This window comes from Streptomyces sp. NPDC093111 (genome assembly GCF_040683955.1).
GTDB lineage: Bacteria > Actinomycetota > Actinomycetes > Streptomycetales > Streptomycetaceae > Streptomyces.
Map to the genome: position 1 here is coordinate 254,301 of NZ_JBFBNW010000006.1, position 14,830 is coordinate 269,130.

Annotated in this window: 14 protein-coding genes and 1 pseudogene; 8 read left to right on the forward strand and 7 right to left on the reverse strand. The window is 74.8% G+C overall.

Features of this window, described 5'->3' with window-relative positions; translation table 11 throughout:
* The first annotated feature begins 48 nt into the window (after positions 1 to 48).
* Complete coding sequence (locus AB0Q96_RS12590; RefSeq protein ID WP_365324469.1) at positions 49 to 795, forward strand: hypothetical protein; 747 nt, start codon at positions 49 to 51, stop codon at positions 793 to 795.
* A gap of 60 nt (positions 796 to 855) precedes the next feature.
* Here AB0Q96_RS12590 and AB0Q96_RS12595 read toward each other — a convergent pair whose 3' ends face one another.
* Entirely contained in the window at positions 856 to 1,383 is a 528-nt protein-coding gene (locus AB0Q96_RS12595; RefSeq protein ID WP_365324471.1) for a gamma carbonic anhydrase family protein, read from the reverse strand.
* Positions 1,384 to 1,505: 122 nt separating this feature from the next.
* Here AB0Q96_RS12595 and AB0Q96_RS12600 point away from each other — a divergent pair, with 122 nt between their 5' ends.
* On the forward strand, positions 1,506 to 2,291 hold the full coding sequence (locus tag AB0Q96_RS12600; protein ID WP_365324473.1) for an acyltransferase: 786 nt from the start codon (positions 1,506 to 1,508) through the stop codon (positions 2,289 to 2,291).
* Positions 2,292 to 2,549: 258 nt separating this feature from the next.
* On the opposite strand, the gene AB0Q96_RS12605 is transcribed toward AB0Q96_RS12600, so the two are convergent.
* Positions 2,550 to 3,416 carry a DMT family transporter gene (locus tag AB0Q96_RS12605; protein WP_365324741.1) on the reverse strand — a complete coding sequence of 289 codons (867 nt, stop codon included), beginning with the start codon at positions 3,414 to 3,416 and terminating at the stop codon, positions 2,550 to 2,552.
* A gap of 104 nt (positions 3,417 to 3,520) precedes the next feature.
* On the opposite strand from AB0Q96_RS12605, the gene AB0Q96_RS12610 reads away from it, so the two are divergent.
* Both AB0Q96_RS12610 and AB0Q96_RS12615 read left to right on the forward strand, forming a co-directional pair.
* Positions 3,521 to 4,093 (forward strand): XRE family transcriptional regulator, encoded by a 573-nt coding sequence (locus tag AB0Q96_RS12610; RefSeq protein ID WP_365324475.1) that lies wholly within the window; start codon positions 3,521 to 3,523, stop codon positions 4,091 to 4,093.
* 133 nt (positions 4,094 to 4,226) lie between these two features.
* Positions 4,227 to 4,787, forward strand: a complete 561-nt coding sequence (locus AB0Q96_RS12615; RefSeq protein ID WP_365324477.1) for a YbaK/EbsC family protein — start codon at positions 4,227 to 4,229, stop codon at positions 4,785 to 4,787.
* Positions 4,788 to 4,797: 10 nt separating this feature from the next.
* Here AB0Q96_RS12615 and AB0Q96_RS12620 read toward each other — a convergent pair whose 3' ends face one another.
* Positions 4,798 to 5,205, reverse strand: a complete 408-nt coding sequence (locus tag AB0Q96_RS12620; RefSeq protein ID WP_365324479.1) for a CoA-binding protein — start codon at positions 5,203 to 5,205, stop codon at positions 4,798 to 4,800.
* A 98-nt stretch (positions 5,206 to 5,303) separates the two neighbouring features.
* Between AB0Q96_RS12620 and AB0Q96_RS12625 the strand changes: the two genes are divergently transcribed.
* The 3 genes from AB0Q96_RS12625 (at position 5,304) to AB0Q96_RS12635 (ending at position 10,207) form a co-directional block, all read left to right on the forward strand.
* The gene (locus AB0Q96_RS12625) at positions 5,304 to 5,930 is read left to right on the forward strand and encodes a YigZ family protein (RefSeq protein WP_365324481.1); all 627 of its coding nucleotides are present in this window, start codon (positions 5,304 to 5,306) and stop codon (positions 5,928 to 5,930) included.
* Positions 5,931 to 5,996: 66 nt separating this feature from the next.
* Positions 5,997 to 7,169: an exonuclease SbcCD subunit D gene (locus AB0Q96_RS12630; RefSeq protein WP_365324483.1), complete on the forward strand. Its 1,173-nt coding sequence runs from the start codon at positions 5,997 to 5,999 to the stop codon at positions 7,167 to 7,169.
* Positions 7,166 to 10,207: an SMC family ATPase gene (locus tag AB0Q96_RS12635; protein WP_365324485.1), complete on the forward strand. Its 3,042-nt coding sequence runs from the start codon at positions 7,166 to 7,168 to the stop codon at positions 10,205 to 10,207. Before AB0Q96_RS12630 ends, AB0Q96_RS12635 begins: the two co-directional genes overlap by 4 nt.
* On the opposite strand, the gene AB0Q96_RS12640 is transcribed toward AB0Q96_RS12635, so the two are convergent.
* From AB0Q96_RS12640 to AB0Q96_RS12650, 3 genes are all read right to left on the reverse strand, one after another.
* Positions 10,197 to 10,646 (reverse strand): Lrp/AsnC family transcriptional regulator, encoded by a 450-nt coding sequence (locus tag AB0Q96_RS12640; protein WP_365324487.1) that lies wholly within the window; start codon positions 10,644 to 10,646, stop codon positions 10,197 to 10,199. The genes AB0Q96_RS12635 and AB0Q96_RS12640 overlap by 11 nt on opposite strands.
* An 87-nt stretch (positions 10,647 to 10,733) precedes the next feature.
* The gene (locus AB0Q96_RS12645) at positions 10,734 to 12,452 is read right to left on the reverse strand and encodes a DUF885 domain-containing protein (protein ID WP_365324489.1); all 1,719 of its coding nucleotides are present in this window, start codon (positions 12,450 to 12,452) and stop codon (positions 10,734 to 10,736) included.
* Between the two features lie 49 nt (positions 12,453 to 12,501).
* Complete coding sequence (locus AB0Q96_RS12650) at positions 12,502 to 12,999, reverse strand: Lrp/AsnC family transcriptional regulator (protein ID WP_365324491.1); 498 nt, start codon at positions 12,997 to 12,999, stop codon at positions 12,502 to 12,504.
* Between the two features lie 60 nt (positions 13,000 to 13,059).
* On the opposite strand from AB0Q96_RS12650, the pseudogene AB0Q96_RS12655 reads away from it, so the two are divergent.
* Positions 13,060 to 13,419: pseudogene (locus tag AB0Q96_RS12655) on the forward strand (PLP-dependent transferase); the annotation flags it as partial.
* On the opposite strand, the gene AB0Q96_RS12660 reads toward AB0Q96_RS12655, so the two are convergent.
* On the reverse strand, positions 13,340 to 14,737 hold the full coding sequence (locus AB0Q96_RS12660) for a GNAT family N-acetyltransferase (protein WP_365324743.1): 1,398 nt from the start codon (positions 14,735 to 14,737) through the stop codon (positions 13,340 to 13,342). The pseudogene AB0Q96_RS12655 and the gene AB0Q96_RS12660 overlap by 80 nt on opposite strands.
* Positions 14,738 to 14,830: the final 93 nt, after the last annotated feature.

Below are 14,830 nucleotides of genomic sequence, written 5' to 3' on the forward strand. Positions count from 1 at the left end.
CCCCCGGATCGGGGCGCGGCGACCCGTCGTAAGTCAGAAAGGAGCGTCGTGCTCGAGAACCTCGGCCGTTACGACGGCGCGCACGGCGACTACTGCAGGTCGCACCTCTGCTGCCGCTGCCAGCAGCGCTCCTGGTCGACCCGGATCGGCGACGAACGCCTCTGCGGGATGTGCGCCGCCTGCTGCGTGCAGTGCGGACGGGCACCGGCGCCCCACCTCGACGGGCTGGACAACGGGCTGTGCGCGGACTGCCGGGGCCGCTGCGGGCGCTGCGGCGGCCCCGTCCCCGCGGAGGGCACCTGCCGGTGCCGCACCTGGAAGCGGGGCCCGGGCACCGACCCCATCGGCTTCGTCATGCAGGGCTTCCCCCAGCCGCTGCTCCAGGCCCTCGGCCACCGCCTGCCGCGGAACCTGCCCGACATCCTGGCCGACGAGCTCACCCACCGGACCCCCGCCCAGCTCCTCGACCGGGTCGAACGCCGCTGGCACACCCGCTGGTCGAACGCCATCCACGAGCGCGACGAGGACAACCGGCGCCGCTGGGCCCCGCAGGAGATCGCCGAGTTCCTCGTCGGCCGCGGCCCCTGCCAGAACCCGGCCTGTGAGGACGGGCGGCTGATCCACGACGGCGGCCCCTGCGGGTACTGCAAGCAGCCGGAACACCGCTTCGTCCCCGGCACCGCCGAGACGACCGCCACCAGCGAGTACGCCCGCCGGACCGCCGCCGAGATCCGCCAGGCGCTCGTCGAGGGCCGCGCCGACCGGAAGACGCGCCCCCGCCCCGGCCGGGTGTGAGCGGGGCGGCCGGGCCGGACCCCGCCGCCCACGGCGGTACGGGTCCGGGCGCGGCGCCCCTCAGTCCTCGAAGGCCTCGGCGTGGCCCTTGGCCAGGTGCAGGTACATCTCGGCGTTCAGCCGGATGCCCGCCAGCTCCTCCTCGGTCAGCGGGCGCCGCACCTTCGCCGGGACGCCCGCCACGAGCGAACCGGGCGGCACCTCCATGCCCTGCGGGACCAGCGCCTGCGCGGCGACCAGCGAACCCGCGCCGATCCTGGCCCCGTTGAGGATCGTGGCACCCATGCCGACCAGCACGTCGTCCTCGATGACACAGCCGTGGACGGTCGCGTTGTGGCCGATCGTCACCCGCGCGCCGATCGACACCGGGTAGCCCGGGTCGACGTGGACGGTGCAGTTGTCCTGCACGTTGGCGTCCTCGCCGATCTCGATCGGGCCGCAGTCCGCGCGCAGCACCGCGTGGTACCAGACGCTGGCCCGGGGCCCGAGGGTGACCTCGCCGAGGACCACCGAGGTCGGCGCGGTGAACGCCGTCGGGTCCACCTGCGGCTCCTTGCCGCCCACGGCCCTGATCAACGCCTCTGTCATGACTCGCTCCTGCTCGTTCGCTCCGTCGGTCGCGCCTTGCGGCGAAGCGTAGCCGTGGCCCATGACGGACATCACAGCGCACCGCACTGATCAGCCACGACACCGCCGACTACGGTGTCCGGGTGCCCCGGAACAGAAACACGTTCTCCTCGCTCAGCGCCTGGCGGCGCCGGGTCGTCGCCCGCGCCCTGCAAGGCGGTTGGCGCCGGATCCAGCAGGCGGGCGCCGTCACCGCCGAGCACCCCGGGCGGCTGCGGTTCCGCCGCATCGGCGAGGGCACCCGGCTCGCGTTCCCCCAGGGCACGGTCTTCGGCGAGCGCTGGATCGAGATCGGGGCCTGCTGCATCATCGCCGAGCAGGTCACGCTGACCGCCGGCATGCTGCCGGACCTGGACCTCGGCGAGGACACCGTGCTGACCCTCGGCGACGGTGTCGTCCTCGGCCGAGGCAGCCACGTGATCGCCGACGCGCCGATCACCATCGGCTCCGACACCTACTGCGGCCCGTACGTCTACATCACCTCGACCAACCACAGCTACGACGACCCGGACGTGCCGGTCGGACGCCAGTGGCCCCGCTCCGAGCCGGTCGTCATAGGACCCGGCTGCTGGCTGGGAACGGGCGCGGTGATCCTGCCCGGCGCCCGGATCGGCCGCAACGTCGTGGTCGCCGCCGGCGCGGTCGTACGGGGCGAGGTGCCCGACCACGCGGTGGTGGCGGGCGCGCCCGCCAAGGTGGTCCGCTCCTACGACCCGGAGAAGGGCTGGCAGCCGCCGCTGCGGACGCCCGCCCCGCGCGCGATCCCGGCCGGCATGACGGCGGACCAGCTCGGGGCACTGGCCGCACTCGACCCGGACGAGCTGAAGGACCTGAAGGACCTGGCCGATCTGGCCGACCTGGAGAGCTGACGGCCCTGGGTGGGACGGTCCGGGTTGGGCTGACGGCCCTGGGTGGGACGGTCCGGGTTGGGCTGACGGCCCTGGGTGGGACGGTCCGGGTTGGGCTGACGGCCCTGGGCGGGACGGTCCGGGGTGGACTGACGGCCCTGGGCGGGACTGTCCGGGGTGGACTGACCGGGGTGGACTGTCCGACCCGGGCGGCCTGACCGGGACGGCCCGAGCGGGACGGCCCGAGCGGGCCGGCCCGAGCGCGGCCCTCCGCCCGCCCTAGCCCGTCGCGAGCAGCACCGTGCCGACCAGGGCTAGGCCCGCGCCGGCCGCCTGGACGGCGCGGAGGCGTTCCTTGAGCACCCCGCGCGCGGCGAGTGCCGTCACCACCGGGTAGAGGCTGGCGAGGACCGCGGCGACCGTCACCGGACCGCGCTGCGCGGCCAGCGCGTAGGTGCCGTTGGCGGCGACGTCGGCGAGGCCCACGAAGGCCAGGGCCGGGAGGACCGCCCAGACCGCGCGCAGGCCGCCGCCCTCGGGCAGCGCCCGTCCGCCGCGCCGTACGGAGAGCCACAGCGCACCGCCGCCGACGGCCACGTTGGTGACGCGCTGGACGAAGAGGGCGAGGAAGAGGCCGGTCAGGGTGGTGGACGCCTCGGAGATGAGGGCCATCACCGCGCCGAAGCCGAAGGCCGCGACGAGGGTCAGCAGCACCGCCTGCCGCTGGACCGGCGCCCCGCGCAGCTCGGGGCCGCCCGCGAGGACGACGCCGAGCACGGCCACCGCGATCCCGGCGAACTGCGCCGTCCCCGGCCGGTCGCCGACGAGCAGCCCGACGGAGACGGGGACGACGACGCCGAGCGAGCCGAGCGGGGAGACCACGCCCATCGGGCCGAGGGCGAGCGCCTTGTAGAAGGCGAGCATGGCCGCGGGGCCGACCACGCCGGCCGCGACCGCGTACCAGAGCAGGGGGCCGGTCTCGCGCCAGGCGCCGGTGGCGAGGACGACGGAGCCGAGGACCAGGACGGCGAGGCTCTGCGAGACGACCACGACCGTCAGGGCGGGGAAGCGCCGGGTGAGCAGTCCGCCGCCGAAGTCGGCGAGGCCCCAGAGCAGGCTGGTGGCCAGGGCGAAGACGGCCGTCAGGGCGGTCATGGGGGGTTCCTCGCAGTACAGTGCAGTGAACAATCGGGTGCATCACACCGTAGTGCAGTGTATTGAACTCTGTCATTCAAAATATTGGACGGAATGTGTCGGACCTCGACCAGCTCACGCAGTCGCTCGCCCGGAACCTGAAGCGCTGGCGCAACGAGCGCGGCTTCACCCTGGACGCGCTCGCCGCCCGGGCGGGGGTCAGCCGGGGCATGATCATCCAGATCGAGCAGGCCCGCACCAACCCCAGCGTCGGCACCACCGTGAAGCTGGCCGACGCCCTCGGCGTCTCCATCACGACGCTCCTCGACTACGAGCAGGGCCCGCAGGTCCGTCTCGTCCCGCCCGGCCAGGCCGTCCGCATGTGGTCCACCTCCACCGGCAGCCAGACCACCCTCCTGGTCGGCACCGAGGCCCGCGGCCCCCTGGAGCTGTGGTCCTACACCCTGATGCCGGGCGACGGCACCGCCTCCGACCCGCACCCCGACGGCACCACCGAGCTCCTGCACGTCACGGAGGGCACCCTCACCCTCGTCGTCGAGGGCGAGGAGCACGCCCTCCCGGCCGGCACCTCCGCCGTCTTCGAGGGCAACGTGCCGCACGCCTACCGCAACGACGGCGACCGGACCGTCCAGATGACCCTGGCGGTGTCCATCCCGCCGGTCCGCTGAGCCCAGCCGGTCCGCTGAGCTCGTCCCGTACGCCTAGCCCCGCCCGTACACCCGGGTCGTCCCGTACGCCGAGCCCTGCCCGTACGCCGAGACGCCTGCCCGGCCGGGACGCGGACTTGTTAGCGTGCCCGGCATGCGCGCACCCCTCGGAGACTTCGACGACGTCCGGCCCGCCCCCGACTGCCTGGAACTGCTGACCGCACCGGTCGCCGCCGCCGTACGCGCCTGGGAGGGCGGTGTCCCGGCGGCCGAGATCCTCTACGTCGACACCGACCCGGCCATCGCCGACACCGCCGCCTTCGTCGCGCACCACGGGCAGGAGCTGCTCGCCGCCTCCGCCAACTGCGTGATCGTCGCCGGCCGGCGCGGCGAGACGACGACCCTGGCCGCCTGCGTGGTGCGCTCGTCGACCCGGGTCGACGTCAACGGCGCCGTCCGCCGACAGCTCGGCTCCCGCAAGGCCGGCTTCGCGCCGATGGACACCGCGACCGGCGAGACCGGCATGGAGTACGGCGGGATCACCCCCATCGGCCTGCCCGCCGCCTGGCCCGTCCTGGTCGACGCCACCGTCGTGGACCTGCCCTGGGTGCTGGTCGGCAGCGGACGGCGCCGCGGCAAGCTGCTCGTGCCGGGCAAGGCGTTCGCGGAACTGCCCGGCGCGGTCGTCCTGGAGGGCCTCGGCCGCGAGGGCTGAGCCCCGGCGGTCAGCCGAGGCGCGGGATCTCGATGGCGGGGCAGCGGTCCATCACCATCTCCAGGCCCGCCTCCCGGGTCCGGTCGTACGCCTCGGTGTCGACGACGTCGAGCTGGAACCACACCGCCTTCGCGCCCACCGCGACCGCCTGGTCCGCGACCGCGCCCGCCAGCTCGCTGTTCACGAAGACGTCCACCACATCCACCGGGAACGGGATGTCGGCCAGCGACGCGTACCCCTGCTCCCCGTGGACCGTCTCCGCCTTCGGATGGACCGGCACGACCCGCTTGCCGAAGCGCTGGAGCGTCTGGGCCACCCCGTAGGCGGCCCGCCCCCGGTTGTTGGACAGGCCGACGACCGCCCAGGTGTCGCCGCTCTCCGTGAGGATCCTGCGGATGGTCTCCGGGCTGCCGTACATGCTCCGCCTCCTGGCGCATCGGGTCTGCTGGGTCTTCCAGAGCCTGCAACCGCGACGGCCGGGACGGTGTTCCCGCGCCGGGCGCTTAGGCTGGCGGGATGCAGGAGCAGTACCGCACGCTCGCCGGCGAGGGCGTCCACGAGTCCGAGATCAACCGATCGCGCTTCATCTGCGCGCTCGCGCCCGTCGCCACCGAGGAGGAGGCGCAGGCGTTCGTCGCGCGCATCCGTCGCGAGCACCCCACCGCCACCCACAACTGCTTCGCGTACGTCGTCGGCGCCGACGCCTCCGTCCAGAAGGCGTCCGACGACGGCGAGCCCGGGGGCACCGCGGGCGTGCCCATGCTGCAGATGCTGCTGCGCCGCGAGATGCGGTACGTCGCCGCCGTCGTCACCCGCTACTACGGGGGCGTGAAGCTGGGCGCGGGCGGCCTCATCCGCGCGTACGGAGGGGTCGTCGGCGAGGCCCTGGACGAGCTCGGCACCGTCACCCGGCACCGCTACCGGCTCGCCACCGTCACCGTCGACCACCAGCGCGCGGGGAAGCTGCAGAACGATCTCCGCGCCACCGGGCGGTCCGTCCGCGAGGTGAGCTACGGCGCCGAGGTCACCATCGGGATCGGACTGCCCGACGCCGATGTGACTCAGTTCACCGCCTGGCTCGCCGATGTGACGGCGGGCACCGCCGGGTTCGAGCTCGGGGGAGAGGCGTACGGCGATGCGTGAGCCGCTGCCGCCGGCCCCGCGCGACGGCGCCGCCACTGTCGTACCGCACGGATACGCTCGGGCCTCATGAGGCTTCTGCACACGTCGGACTGGCACCTGGGACGGTCGTTCCACCGGGTCGCCCTGCTCGACGCCCAGGCCGCTTTCCTCGACCACCTGGTGGCGACGGTGCGCGAGCGCGCCGTGGACGCCGTCCTCGTCGCCGGTGACGTCTACGACCGGGCCGTGCCCCCGCTCACCGCCGTCGAGCTCTTCGACACCGCCCTGCACCGGCTCGCCGACGCCGGGGTGCCCACCGTCATGATCTCCGGCAACCACGACTCCGCCCGCCGCCTCGGCGTCGGCGCCGGACTCATCGAGCGCGCCGGCATCCACCTGCGCACCGACCCGGCCGGCGCGGGCACCCCCGTCGTCCTCGCCGACGCCCACGGCGACGTCGCCCTCTACGGGCTGCCCTACCTCGAACCGGCCCTGGTCCGCGAGCAGTTCGGAGCCGAGAAGGCCGGTCACGAGGCCGTGCTCACCGCCGCCATGGACCGGGTCCGCGCCGACCTCGCGACCCGCCCCGAAGGCACCCGCTCCGTCGTCCTCGCGCACGCCTTCGTGGCGGGCGGCGAGCCCAGCGACAGCGAGCGCGACATCACCGTCGGCGGCGTCGACTCCGTGCCCGCCGGCGTCTTCGACGGCGTCGACTACGTGGCCCTCGGGCACCTCCACGGCAGCCAGACCGTCACCCCCCGGGTCCGCTACTCCGGCTCACCGCTCGCCTACTCCTTCTCCGAGGCCGACCACCGCAAGACCATGTGGCTGATCGACCTCGGCGCCGACGGCGCCGTCGAGACCGCCGAGCGCGTCGACTGCCCGGTGCCCCGGCCGCTCGCCCGGATCCGGGGCCGGCTCGACGACCTGCTCGCCGAGCCCGGCCTCACCCGCCACGAGGAGTCCTGGGTCGAGGCCACCCTCACCGACCCGGTGCGCCCCGCCGAGCCCATGGCCCGGCTCGCCGAGCGCTTCCCGCACACCCTCCACCTGGTCTTCGACCCCGAACGCACCGACGACGACCCGCTCGTCTCCTACGCCCGGCGGCTCCAGGGCCGTGACGACCGGCAGATCGCGGAGGACTTCGTGGCCCACGTACGCGGTGGCAGCGGCCCCGACGGCGCCGAACGAGCGGTCCTGTACGGCGCCTTCGACGCCGTCCGGGTGGACGCCGCCGCGCGCGAGGTGAGCGACCGGTGAGACTGCACCGCCTGGCCATCACCGCGTTCGGGCCCTTCGGCAGCACCCAGGAGATCGACTTCGACGCCCTGTCTACGGCCGGGCTCTTCCTCCTCCACGGCCCCACCGGAGCCGGCAAGACCTCCGTCCTCGACGCCGTCTGCTTCGCCCTGTACGGGGCCGTCCCCGGCGCCCGCCAGGCCCCCGGCACCAGCCTCCGCAGCGACCACGCCCCCCTCGGCACCCCCACCGAGGTCACCCTCGAACTCACCGTGGGAGAACGGCGCCTGGAGATCACCCGGCGGCCCGCACAGCAGCGCCCCAAGAAGCGCGGCGGCGGCTTCACCACCGAGAAGGCCCAGAGCACGCTCCGCCACTACGACCCGGAGACCGCCGCATGGGTGGGCCTCAGCCGCTCCCACCAGGAGATCGGCGAGGAGATCACCCAGCTCCTCGGCATGAGCCGCGAACAGTTCTGCCAGGTCGTCCTGCTGCCCCAGGGCGACTTCGCCCGCTTCCTGCGCTCCGACGCCGAGGCCCGCGGCCGGCTCCTCGGGCGCCTCTTCGACACCCGCCGCTTCGCCGCCGTCGAGGAGCGCCTCGCCGAACTGCGCCGGTCCGCCGAACACCAGGTCCGCGAGGGCGACGAGCGACTGCTGGCCCTCGCCCACCGGATGGCCCAGGCCGCCGGCGACGGCGGCCCCGCCGTCGCGGAACGCCCCGGGGAGCCGGGCCTCGCCGAGGCCGTCAGGACCCGCGCCGCCCTCGCCCGCACCGAGGCCCGCGAGCACCTCACCATCGCGAGCCTGCGCCTCGACGCCGCCGAGCGGCGCGAGACCGGCGCCCGCGCGGCGCTCGACGCGGCCCGGGAGCTCGCCGACCGCCAGGCCCGGCACGCCGACGCCGTCCGCCGCCGCGAGGAGCTGGCCGAGCGGCGCCCCCGGCGCGACGCCTGGCAGGAGTCCCTGGACCGTTCCCTCAAGGCCGACCGGGTCGCCCCCGCGCTCGACCTGCGCGAGGACGCCGAGCGGGCGCACCGCACCGCGAGCGCCGCCCTCGGCCGCGTCCGCTCCGGCCTCCCCCCGGAGCTCGCCGAGGCCGGTGCAGAAGAGCTCTCCGCGCGGGAACGACGGCTCCGCGAGGAGCGCGGCGGCCTGGAGTCCGCCCGCCGGGCCGAGCTCCGCAGCGCCGAGCTCGCCGCCGAGCGCGCCACCCTGGACCGGGAGGCCCGCGCCGACGAGGAGTTCCTCCAGGACGCCGCCGACTGGCTGGCCGGCTGGGAGCCGCACCACGCCCGGCTCCAGCGGCACGTGGAGGCCGCCCAGGACGCCACGGCCCGCGCCGAGCACCTCGCGGGCCGCCTCGACCCGGCCCGCCGACGACTCGCCGCGGCCCGCCGCCGCGACGACCTGGCCCGCGAACTCGCCGCCTCCCACGACCGGCTCGCCACCGCCCGCGAGCGGCGCAACGAGGCCCACGAGAGCTGGCTGGACCTCAAGTCCCGGCGCCTGCGCGGCATCGCGGCCGAGCTCGCCGCCGCCCTCGAACCCGGCGCCCCCTGCCAGGTCTGCGGCTCCGCCGCCCACCCCGACCCCGCCCGCGCCACCGCCGACCACGTGGACCGCGCCGCCGAGGACGCCGCCTACGCCGCCTACACCCGCGCCGACGAGACCCGCACCGCGGCCGAGACCGCCGTCGCCGCCACCACCGAGGCCCGGGAGGCGGCGGCCCGCGAGGCCCTCGCCCCGGACACCGGCCCGACGGCCGACCCCGGAGCCGGGCCGAGCGTCGCCGAACTCGCCCACCAGGTCGAGGCGCTGACCCGCGAGCACGCCGAGGCGCACGCCCTCGCCGCCCGGACCCACGCCGCCCGCGAGGCGCTGGCCCGCGCCGAGCGCGAGTACGAGGAGCGGGGCGCCGCCCAGCGCGAGGCCGAGCGCCGGGTAGCCGCGCGCACCTCGCGGCGCGAGGCGCTGGAGCAGCAGCACAACGCCCTGGAGGCCGAACTCGACCGCACCAGGGGCGCGTCCGGCAGCGTCGCCGCGTACGCCACGGTCCTGGAGCGCCGCATCACCCTGCTGATCGAGGCCACCGAGACCGTACGGGCCGCCGAGCAGACGGCGGGCGCGCTGAAGCAGGCCGACGCCCGGCTGGCGGACGCCGCCTTCCGCAACGGGTTCGACACCCCCGCCGAGGCCGCCGACGCGCTGCTCGCCGAGGCCACCCGCCGCGGCCTCCAGCAGCGCGTCGACGCCTGGGACGCCGAGGCCGCCGCCGTTGCCGACCGGCTCGCCGAGCCCGCCACCTCGGCCGCCGCCGCGCTCCCGCCCGCCGACCCGGGCGCCGCCGCCACCGTCCACTCCGCCGCCGGACGCGCCCTGCGCGAGGCCGCCACCGCCCTCGCCGCCGTACGCGAGCGGGGCGCCGAACTGTCCCGGCTCTCCCGGCAGGCCGACACCGAGTCCCGCCGCCTCGGACCGCTCCGCGAGGAGTACGAGCGGGTGGCCGGGCTCGCCGCCCTCACCGCCGGCACCTCCGCCGACAACGAGCGCAAGATGCGCCTGGAGTCGTACGTGCTCGCCGCCCGCCTCGAACAGGTCGCCGCCGCGGCCACCGCCCGCCTCCAGCGCATGTCCTCCGGCCGCTACACCCTGGTCCACTCCGACGCCCGCAGCGGCGGCCGGCGCGCCGGGCTCGGCCTGCACGTCGTCGACGCCTGGACCGGCAACGAGCGCGACACCGCCACCCTCTCCGGCGGCGAGACCTTCTTCGCCTCCCTCGCGCTGGCCCTCGGCCTCGCCGACGTCGTGACCGACGAGGCGGGCGGGATCCGGCTCGACACCCTCTTCATCGACGAGGGCTTCGGCAGCCTCGACGACCAGACCCTCGACGAGGTCCTGGACGTCCTGGACTCGCTGCGCGAGCGGGACCGCAGCGTCGGCATCGTCAGCCACGTCGGCGACCTGCGCCGGCGCATCCCGGCCCAGCTGGAGGTCGTCAAGGACCGGCACGGCTCGGCGGTCCGGCTCCGGACCGGAGGGGAAGCGCTCAGCGGCTGATGGCCCGCCGGGGGAGCGGCGAGGAGTACACCACGCTGGTGGTGACCGAGCCGAGCGTGCCCACCTTCCCGGAGATCTCCTCCAGGTGCTTCATGGACCGGGTGGCGACCTTCAGGACGAAGCAGTCGTCACCCGTCACGTGGTGCGCCTCCAGGATCTCGGGCGTGGCCGCCACGAGGTCGTGGAAGGGCTTGTAGTTGCCGTTCGGGTAGCGCAGCCGCACGAAGGCGAGGATCGGCAGGCCGAGCCGTTCCTGGTCGATGACCGCCGTGTACCCGGCGATCACCCCGGCCTCCTCCAGGCGCCGCACCCGCTCGGTCACCGCCGAGGCCGACATGGACACCGCGCGGGCGAGCTCGGCGAAACTGGCCCGGCCCTGCTCCTGGAGGGCATCGAGAATCCGCCAGTCCGTGGCGTCCGGGATGTATCCGCTGGTCATGGGCGTGACCTTGCAGGGAAATCCCCGGGAGCGCAAGCGAGCCCCGGGGACTTCCCCGCCTCGGACCGCCCGGCCGGCGCACGCCGGTCAGAGCCGGGACAGCTCGTCCACCAGGTCGTCCAGCCCGAGCGGCCCCTGCGACAGGGCGGCCATGTGCCAGGCCTTCGCGTCGAACGAGTCGCCGTGCGCCGCCTGCGCGTTGGCCCGGCCGAGCAGCCAGGCCCGCTCGCCCAGCTTGTAGCCGATGGCCTGGCCGGGCATCGACAGGTAGCGGGTCATCTCGCTCTCCACGAAGGCCGGCGGGCGGCTGCTGTGCCGCTGGAAGAACTCCTGCGCCAGCTCCGGCGTCCAGCGCTCGCCCGGGTGGAACGGCGAGTCCGCCGGGATCTCCAGACCCAGGTGCATGCCGATGTCGACGATGACCCGACAGGCCCGCATCATCTGGCCGTCCAGGTAACCGAGCCGCCGCTCCGCGTCGCCGAGGAAGCCGAGCTCGTCCATCAGGCGCTCGGCGTACAGCGCCCAGCCCTCGGTGTTGGCGCTCACCTTGCCGATGGTGGCCTGGTAGCGGGAGAGCCGGTCGGCCACGTGCGCCCACTGCGCGATCTGCAGATGGTGCCCGGGCACGCCCTCGTGGTACCAGGTCGACACCAGGTCGTACACGGGGAAGCGGGTCTGCCCGTCGACCGGCAGCCAGGTGCGGCCGGGGCGCGTGAAGTCCTCGGACGGGCCGGTGTAGTACGGGGCGGCTGCGCCGCCGGGCGGGGCGATCCGGGACTCCACCCGGCGCACCCGCTCGGCGAGTTCGAAGTGGGTGCCGTCCAGCGACTCGATCGCCTCGTCCATGAGCTGCTGGAGCCAGGCCCGCACCTCGTCGACGCCCTCGATGTGGGTGCCGTGCTCGTCGAGGTGGGCGAGCGCCTCCCAGGGGCCCGCGCCGGGCAGGATGCGCTCGGCCTCGCCGCGCATCTCGCCGAGCAGCCGGTGGTACTCGGACCAGCCGTACGCGTAGGCCTGGTCGAGGTCCAGCTCGGTACCGTTGAAGAAGCGCGACCAGCGGCGGTAGCGCTCGCGGCCCACCGTGTCCGGGGCGCCGGCCACGGCCGGGGTGTACACGTCGCGCATCCAGTCGCGCAGCTCGACGACGGCCCGGTCGGCGCCCGCGCCGGCCTCCACCAGCTCGGTGCGCAGCTCCTTGCCGACCGGCTCGTCGGCGGCCGAGGCGAACTCCTCGAACCAGCCGCGCGGTTCACCGTTCTCGCCGGTGCCGCCCGCGCCCGCCCACTCGGTGAGCTGGCCGACGAAGGTGGCGGTGGCCCGCGGCCCGCCGAGCATCCCGCGCTCCAGGCCGAGGGCGAGCGAGGCGCGGTAGCCGGCCAGGGCCTCGGGGACCGCGCGCAGCCGGCTGCCGACCGCCGTCCAGTCCTCCTCGGTCTCGGTGGGCAGCATGGTGAAGGAGAGACGCACGCTGTGCGCGGGCGAGCGGAGGTTGCTCACCGTGCACAGGCCCTCGTCCCCGTCGTGGACGATGAGCTGGGCGTTCAGCCGTTCCCGCAGCAGCCGGGCGCAGCGCCGCTCAGCCTCGTCCTCGGCGCCGGTCCGGCCCTCGGCCTCGTCGAGGAGGGCGAGGGTGCGACGGGCGAGCTCGGCCATGGCCTCCTGGCCGGCGGGGGAGAAGTCGGGGAGGCGACCCGAACTCTCCTTGACTCCCAGGTAGGTACCGGTGATCGGGTCGAGTTCGATGAGTGCGTCGACGTATTCGTCGGCGACCTGACGGGGAAGCACGATGCTGGAAGTCTCTGGCATGGGAGTCATCCTCACCCGGGCGAGCTGCCCGCGTCACCCTCGATCGATCTCAGTCGGCTGACAAATGAGCGCCCGGAACCGGGGGGAGCAGGGGTCCGCACTCCCACTGCTGGAAGATCAGCCGGGTCTCGACCCGGGCCACCTCGCGCCGCGAGGTGAACTCGTCCAGGACGAGACGCTGCAGGTCGGCGGGGTCGGCGACGGCCACGTGCACCACGTAGTCGTCGGGTCCGGTGAGATGGAACAGGGCCCGTGACTCGGGCAGAGCCCGGATGCGGTCGACGAACGGGCCGATGAGTTCACGCCGGTGCGGGCGGACCTGGACCAGCAGCAGCGCTTCGAGCCCCCGGCCGAGTTTGGCCGGATTCAGCTGTAGGCGGTGACCGAGGATCACTCCGGAGCGACGCAGTCGGGCCACCCGGTCGAGACAGGTGGAGGGAGCCACGCCGACCTCGGAGGCGAGCTCACGGTAGGTGGTCCGGGCGTCGTTCTGCAGCAGGCGAAGGAGGTGCAGATCGACCGTGTCCAGTGCGACAGAATCGGCCATCGGCCGAACGTAGCACGGCGATTTCCCGCTACGGGCCGGTATCCGTTCGCGGTGCCGCCCATCGACACCCTCAGGGAACGGGCGGCGTCCTCGACGGTCGCGGAGCCCGTCCGCGGGCCGGCCGGCGATCCGCGGATCGCGCGGGTGCGCTCTCCGTGGATGGGCGGGGCGATGGGCGCGGATCGGCGGGGCGACGGTCGCCTTCGAGGTGTACGGGGACCCGCACGGGGTGATCGCCTGGGTGCGGCTGATCACCCCGGCGGGATCGGCGAGCGGCTGCCGCGGATGTCGATGGGTCCGGAGGACGTCGGGGACCTGTGGCGGGACCTGGCGTGGGCGCTCAGCGCCCGGCCGGCCGCTGCTCCGGGCGCGGAGCCGGTTCCCGCGGGTCCGCCGGCCGGCCGTCCAGCCGGGCGGTGACGACCAGGGTGCCCTCCTCGATCTGATAGTCCAGCGGCAGGTTCAGGCCGCGCATGGCGGCGACCATCCCGGTGTTGGAGGACTGGGTCACCGCGTAGACGCTGTCGCAACCGGCCTCCTCGGCCATCGCCACCAGGCGGCCGAGGAGTTCGGCGCCGATGCCGCGGCGCTGCCAGTCGTCCTCGACCATGAGGGCGACCTCGGTCTCGTCGCCGTCCCAGAGCAGGTGGCCGAGGGCGACGATCCGGCCGGAGGCCGTCTGCGCGGCGAGGGTGCGGCCGAAGCGCGGGCTGAGCAGGTGGTCGAGGTAGCGGTCGGCGTCGCCGACCGGGCCGTGGTAGCGCAGTCGCAGGGTCCGCTGGGAGCAGCGGTCGTGCAGGGCGCGCGCGGCGGCCAGGTCGCGCTGGTCGGCGCGCCGGACGGCGATCGCGTTGCCCTCGGGCAGGGTGAGCACGTCCTGGCCGCGCGGGACGCGGGGGCCGAGGCGGGCGTCGAGCTCGACGAGCGCCCGGGCGCGGGCGAACTCGGTCGGGGTGAACGGCAGATAGGGCCGCTCGATGACCAGCGTGCCGCCGTTCGGGTCGCGCAGCCGCATGCTGGTCTCCTCCAGGACGCCCTCCACCGGGGCGGTCTCGCCGTTGGGGCGGCCGCTGAGGGAGACGGCGGGGATCGAGTGGAGGGTGCACCGGCCGAGCAGCTGGCGCAGGGCCAGCGGGAGTTCGGCCGAGTCGAGGGCGGTGCGGGTGGCGAGGCCGAGCAGCCGGGTCGGGGTGTCCACGAGGTCGTGGGCGTCGGCCCGCTCGGTCCAGGTGTCGTTGCCGCCGGCCGAGGCGACCGCCCGGGTGAGCGTGCCGGTCTCCAGGGCGGCGGGCGCCCGCAGCAGGAACTCGTCGACGGTCCCGTCGGCGAGCGGGTGGGTCTGCAGGGTCAGGATGTCGACGCCGTGGCGGGCCAGCACCGAGCACAGCGCGGCGAGGCTGCCCGGGGTGTCGCGGACCGTGGTCCGCATCCGCCACAGGACCGTGCCCGCGGACTCCTCCACGGGACCGGTCCCGGCCGCCGGCGGCGGGTGCTCACCGCTGCCGCCGGGATCGTCGGCGGGCGGCGCATGGCCGCGTCGCCGCGCCCACCAGGTGTGGAACGCGGCGGTGGCGACCAGCGCGATCGCCGAGAACACCAGCAGATAGGGGCCGTCGGGCCCCTTGGCGATGGTCTTGGCGATCGAATCGGCCACCACCACGGCGGTGAACATCGCGGCCAGCTCGATGACGTCGTGCCGCCAGCGGTGGGTGGGGCGGGCGCTCTTGCGGGGATTCATGGAGTCCATGACCTCACTGTGACCCAGCGGTGTTGCGTGATCACGAACGCTTTGTGACCGACGGGTTAAGTGCCGATCTGCTGGCTTTGTGGT

What these genes read in the sequence shown, in the direction of transcription:
- AB0Q96_RS12595 (WP_365324471.1), bottom strand. Translation starts at nt 1,383, where the DNA reads ATGACAGAGGCGTTGATCAGGGCCGTGGGCGGCAAGGAGCCGCAGGTG.
- AB0Q96_RS12615 (WP_365324477.1), top strand. Translation starts at nt 4,227, where the DNA reads ATGCGCGCACCCCTCGGAGACTTCGACGACGTCCGGCCCGCCCCCGAC.
- AB0Q96_RS12620 (WP_365324479.1), bottom strand. Translation starts at nt 5,205, where the DNA reads ATGTACGGCAGCCCGGAGACCATCCGCAGGATCCTCACGGAGAGCGGC.
- AB0Q96_RS12625 (WP_365324481.1), top strand. Translation starts at nt 5,304, where the DNA reads ATGCAGGAGCAGTACCGCACGCTCGCCGGCGAGGGCGTCCACGAGTCC.
- AB0Q96_RS12630 (WP_365324483.1), top strand. Translation starts at nt 5,997, where the DNA reads ATGAGGCTTCTGCACACGTCGGACTGGCACCTGGGACGGTCGTTCCAC.
- AB0Q96_RS12640 (WP_365324487.1), bottom strand. Translation starts at nt 10,646, where the DNA reads ATGACCAGCGGATACATCCCGGACGCCACGGACTGGCGGATTCTCGAT.
- AB0Q96_RS12645 (WP_365324489.1), bottom strand. Translation starts at nt 12,452, where the DNA reads ATGCCAGAGACTTCCAGCATCGTGCTTCCCCGTCAGGTCGCCGACGAA.
- AB0Q96_RS12650 (WP_365324491.1), bottom strand. Translation starts at nt 12,999, where the DNA reads ATGGCCGATTCTGTCGCACTGGACACGGTCGATCTGCACCTCCTTCGC.
- AB0Q96_RS12660 (WP_365324743.1), bottom strand. Translation starts at nt 14,737, where the DNA reads ATGAATCCCCGCAAGAGCGCCCGCCCCACCCACCGCTGGCGGCACGAC.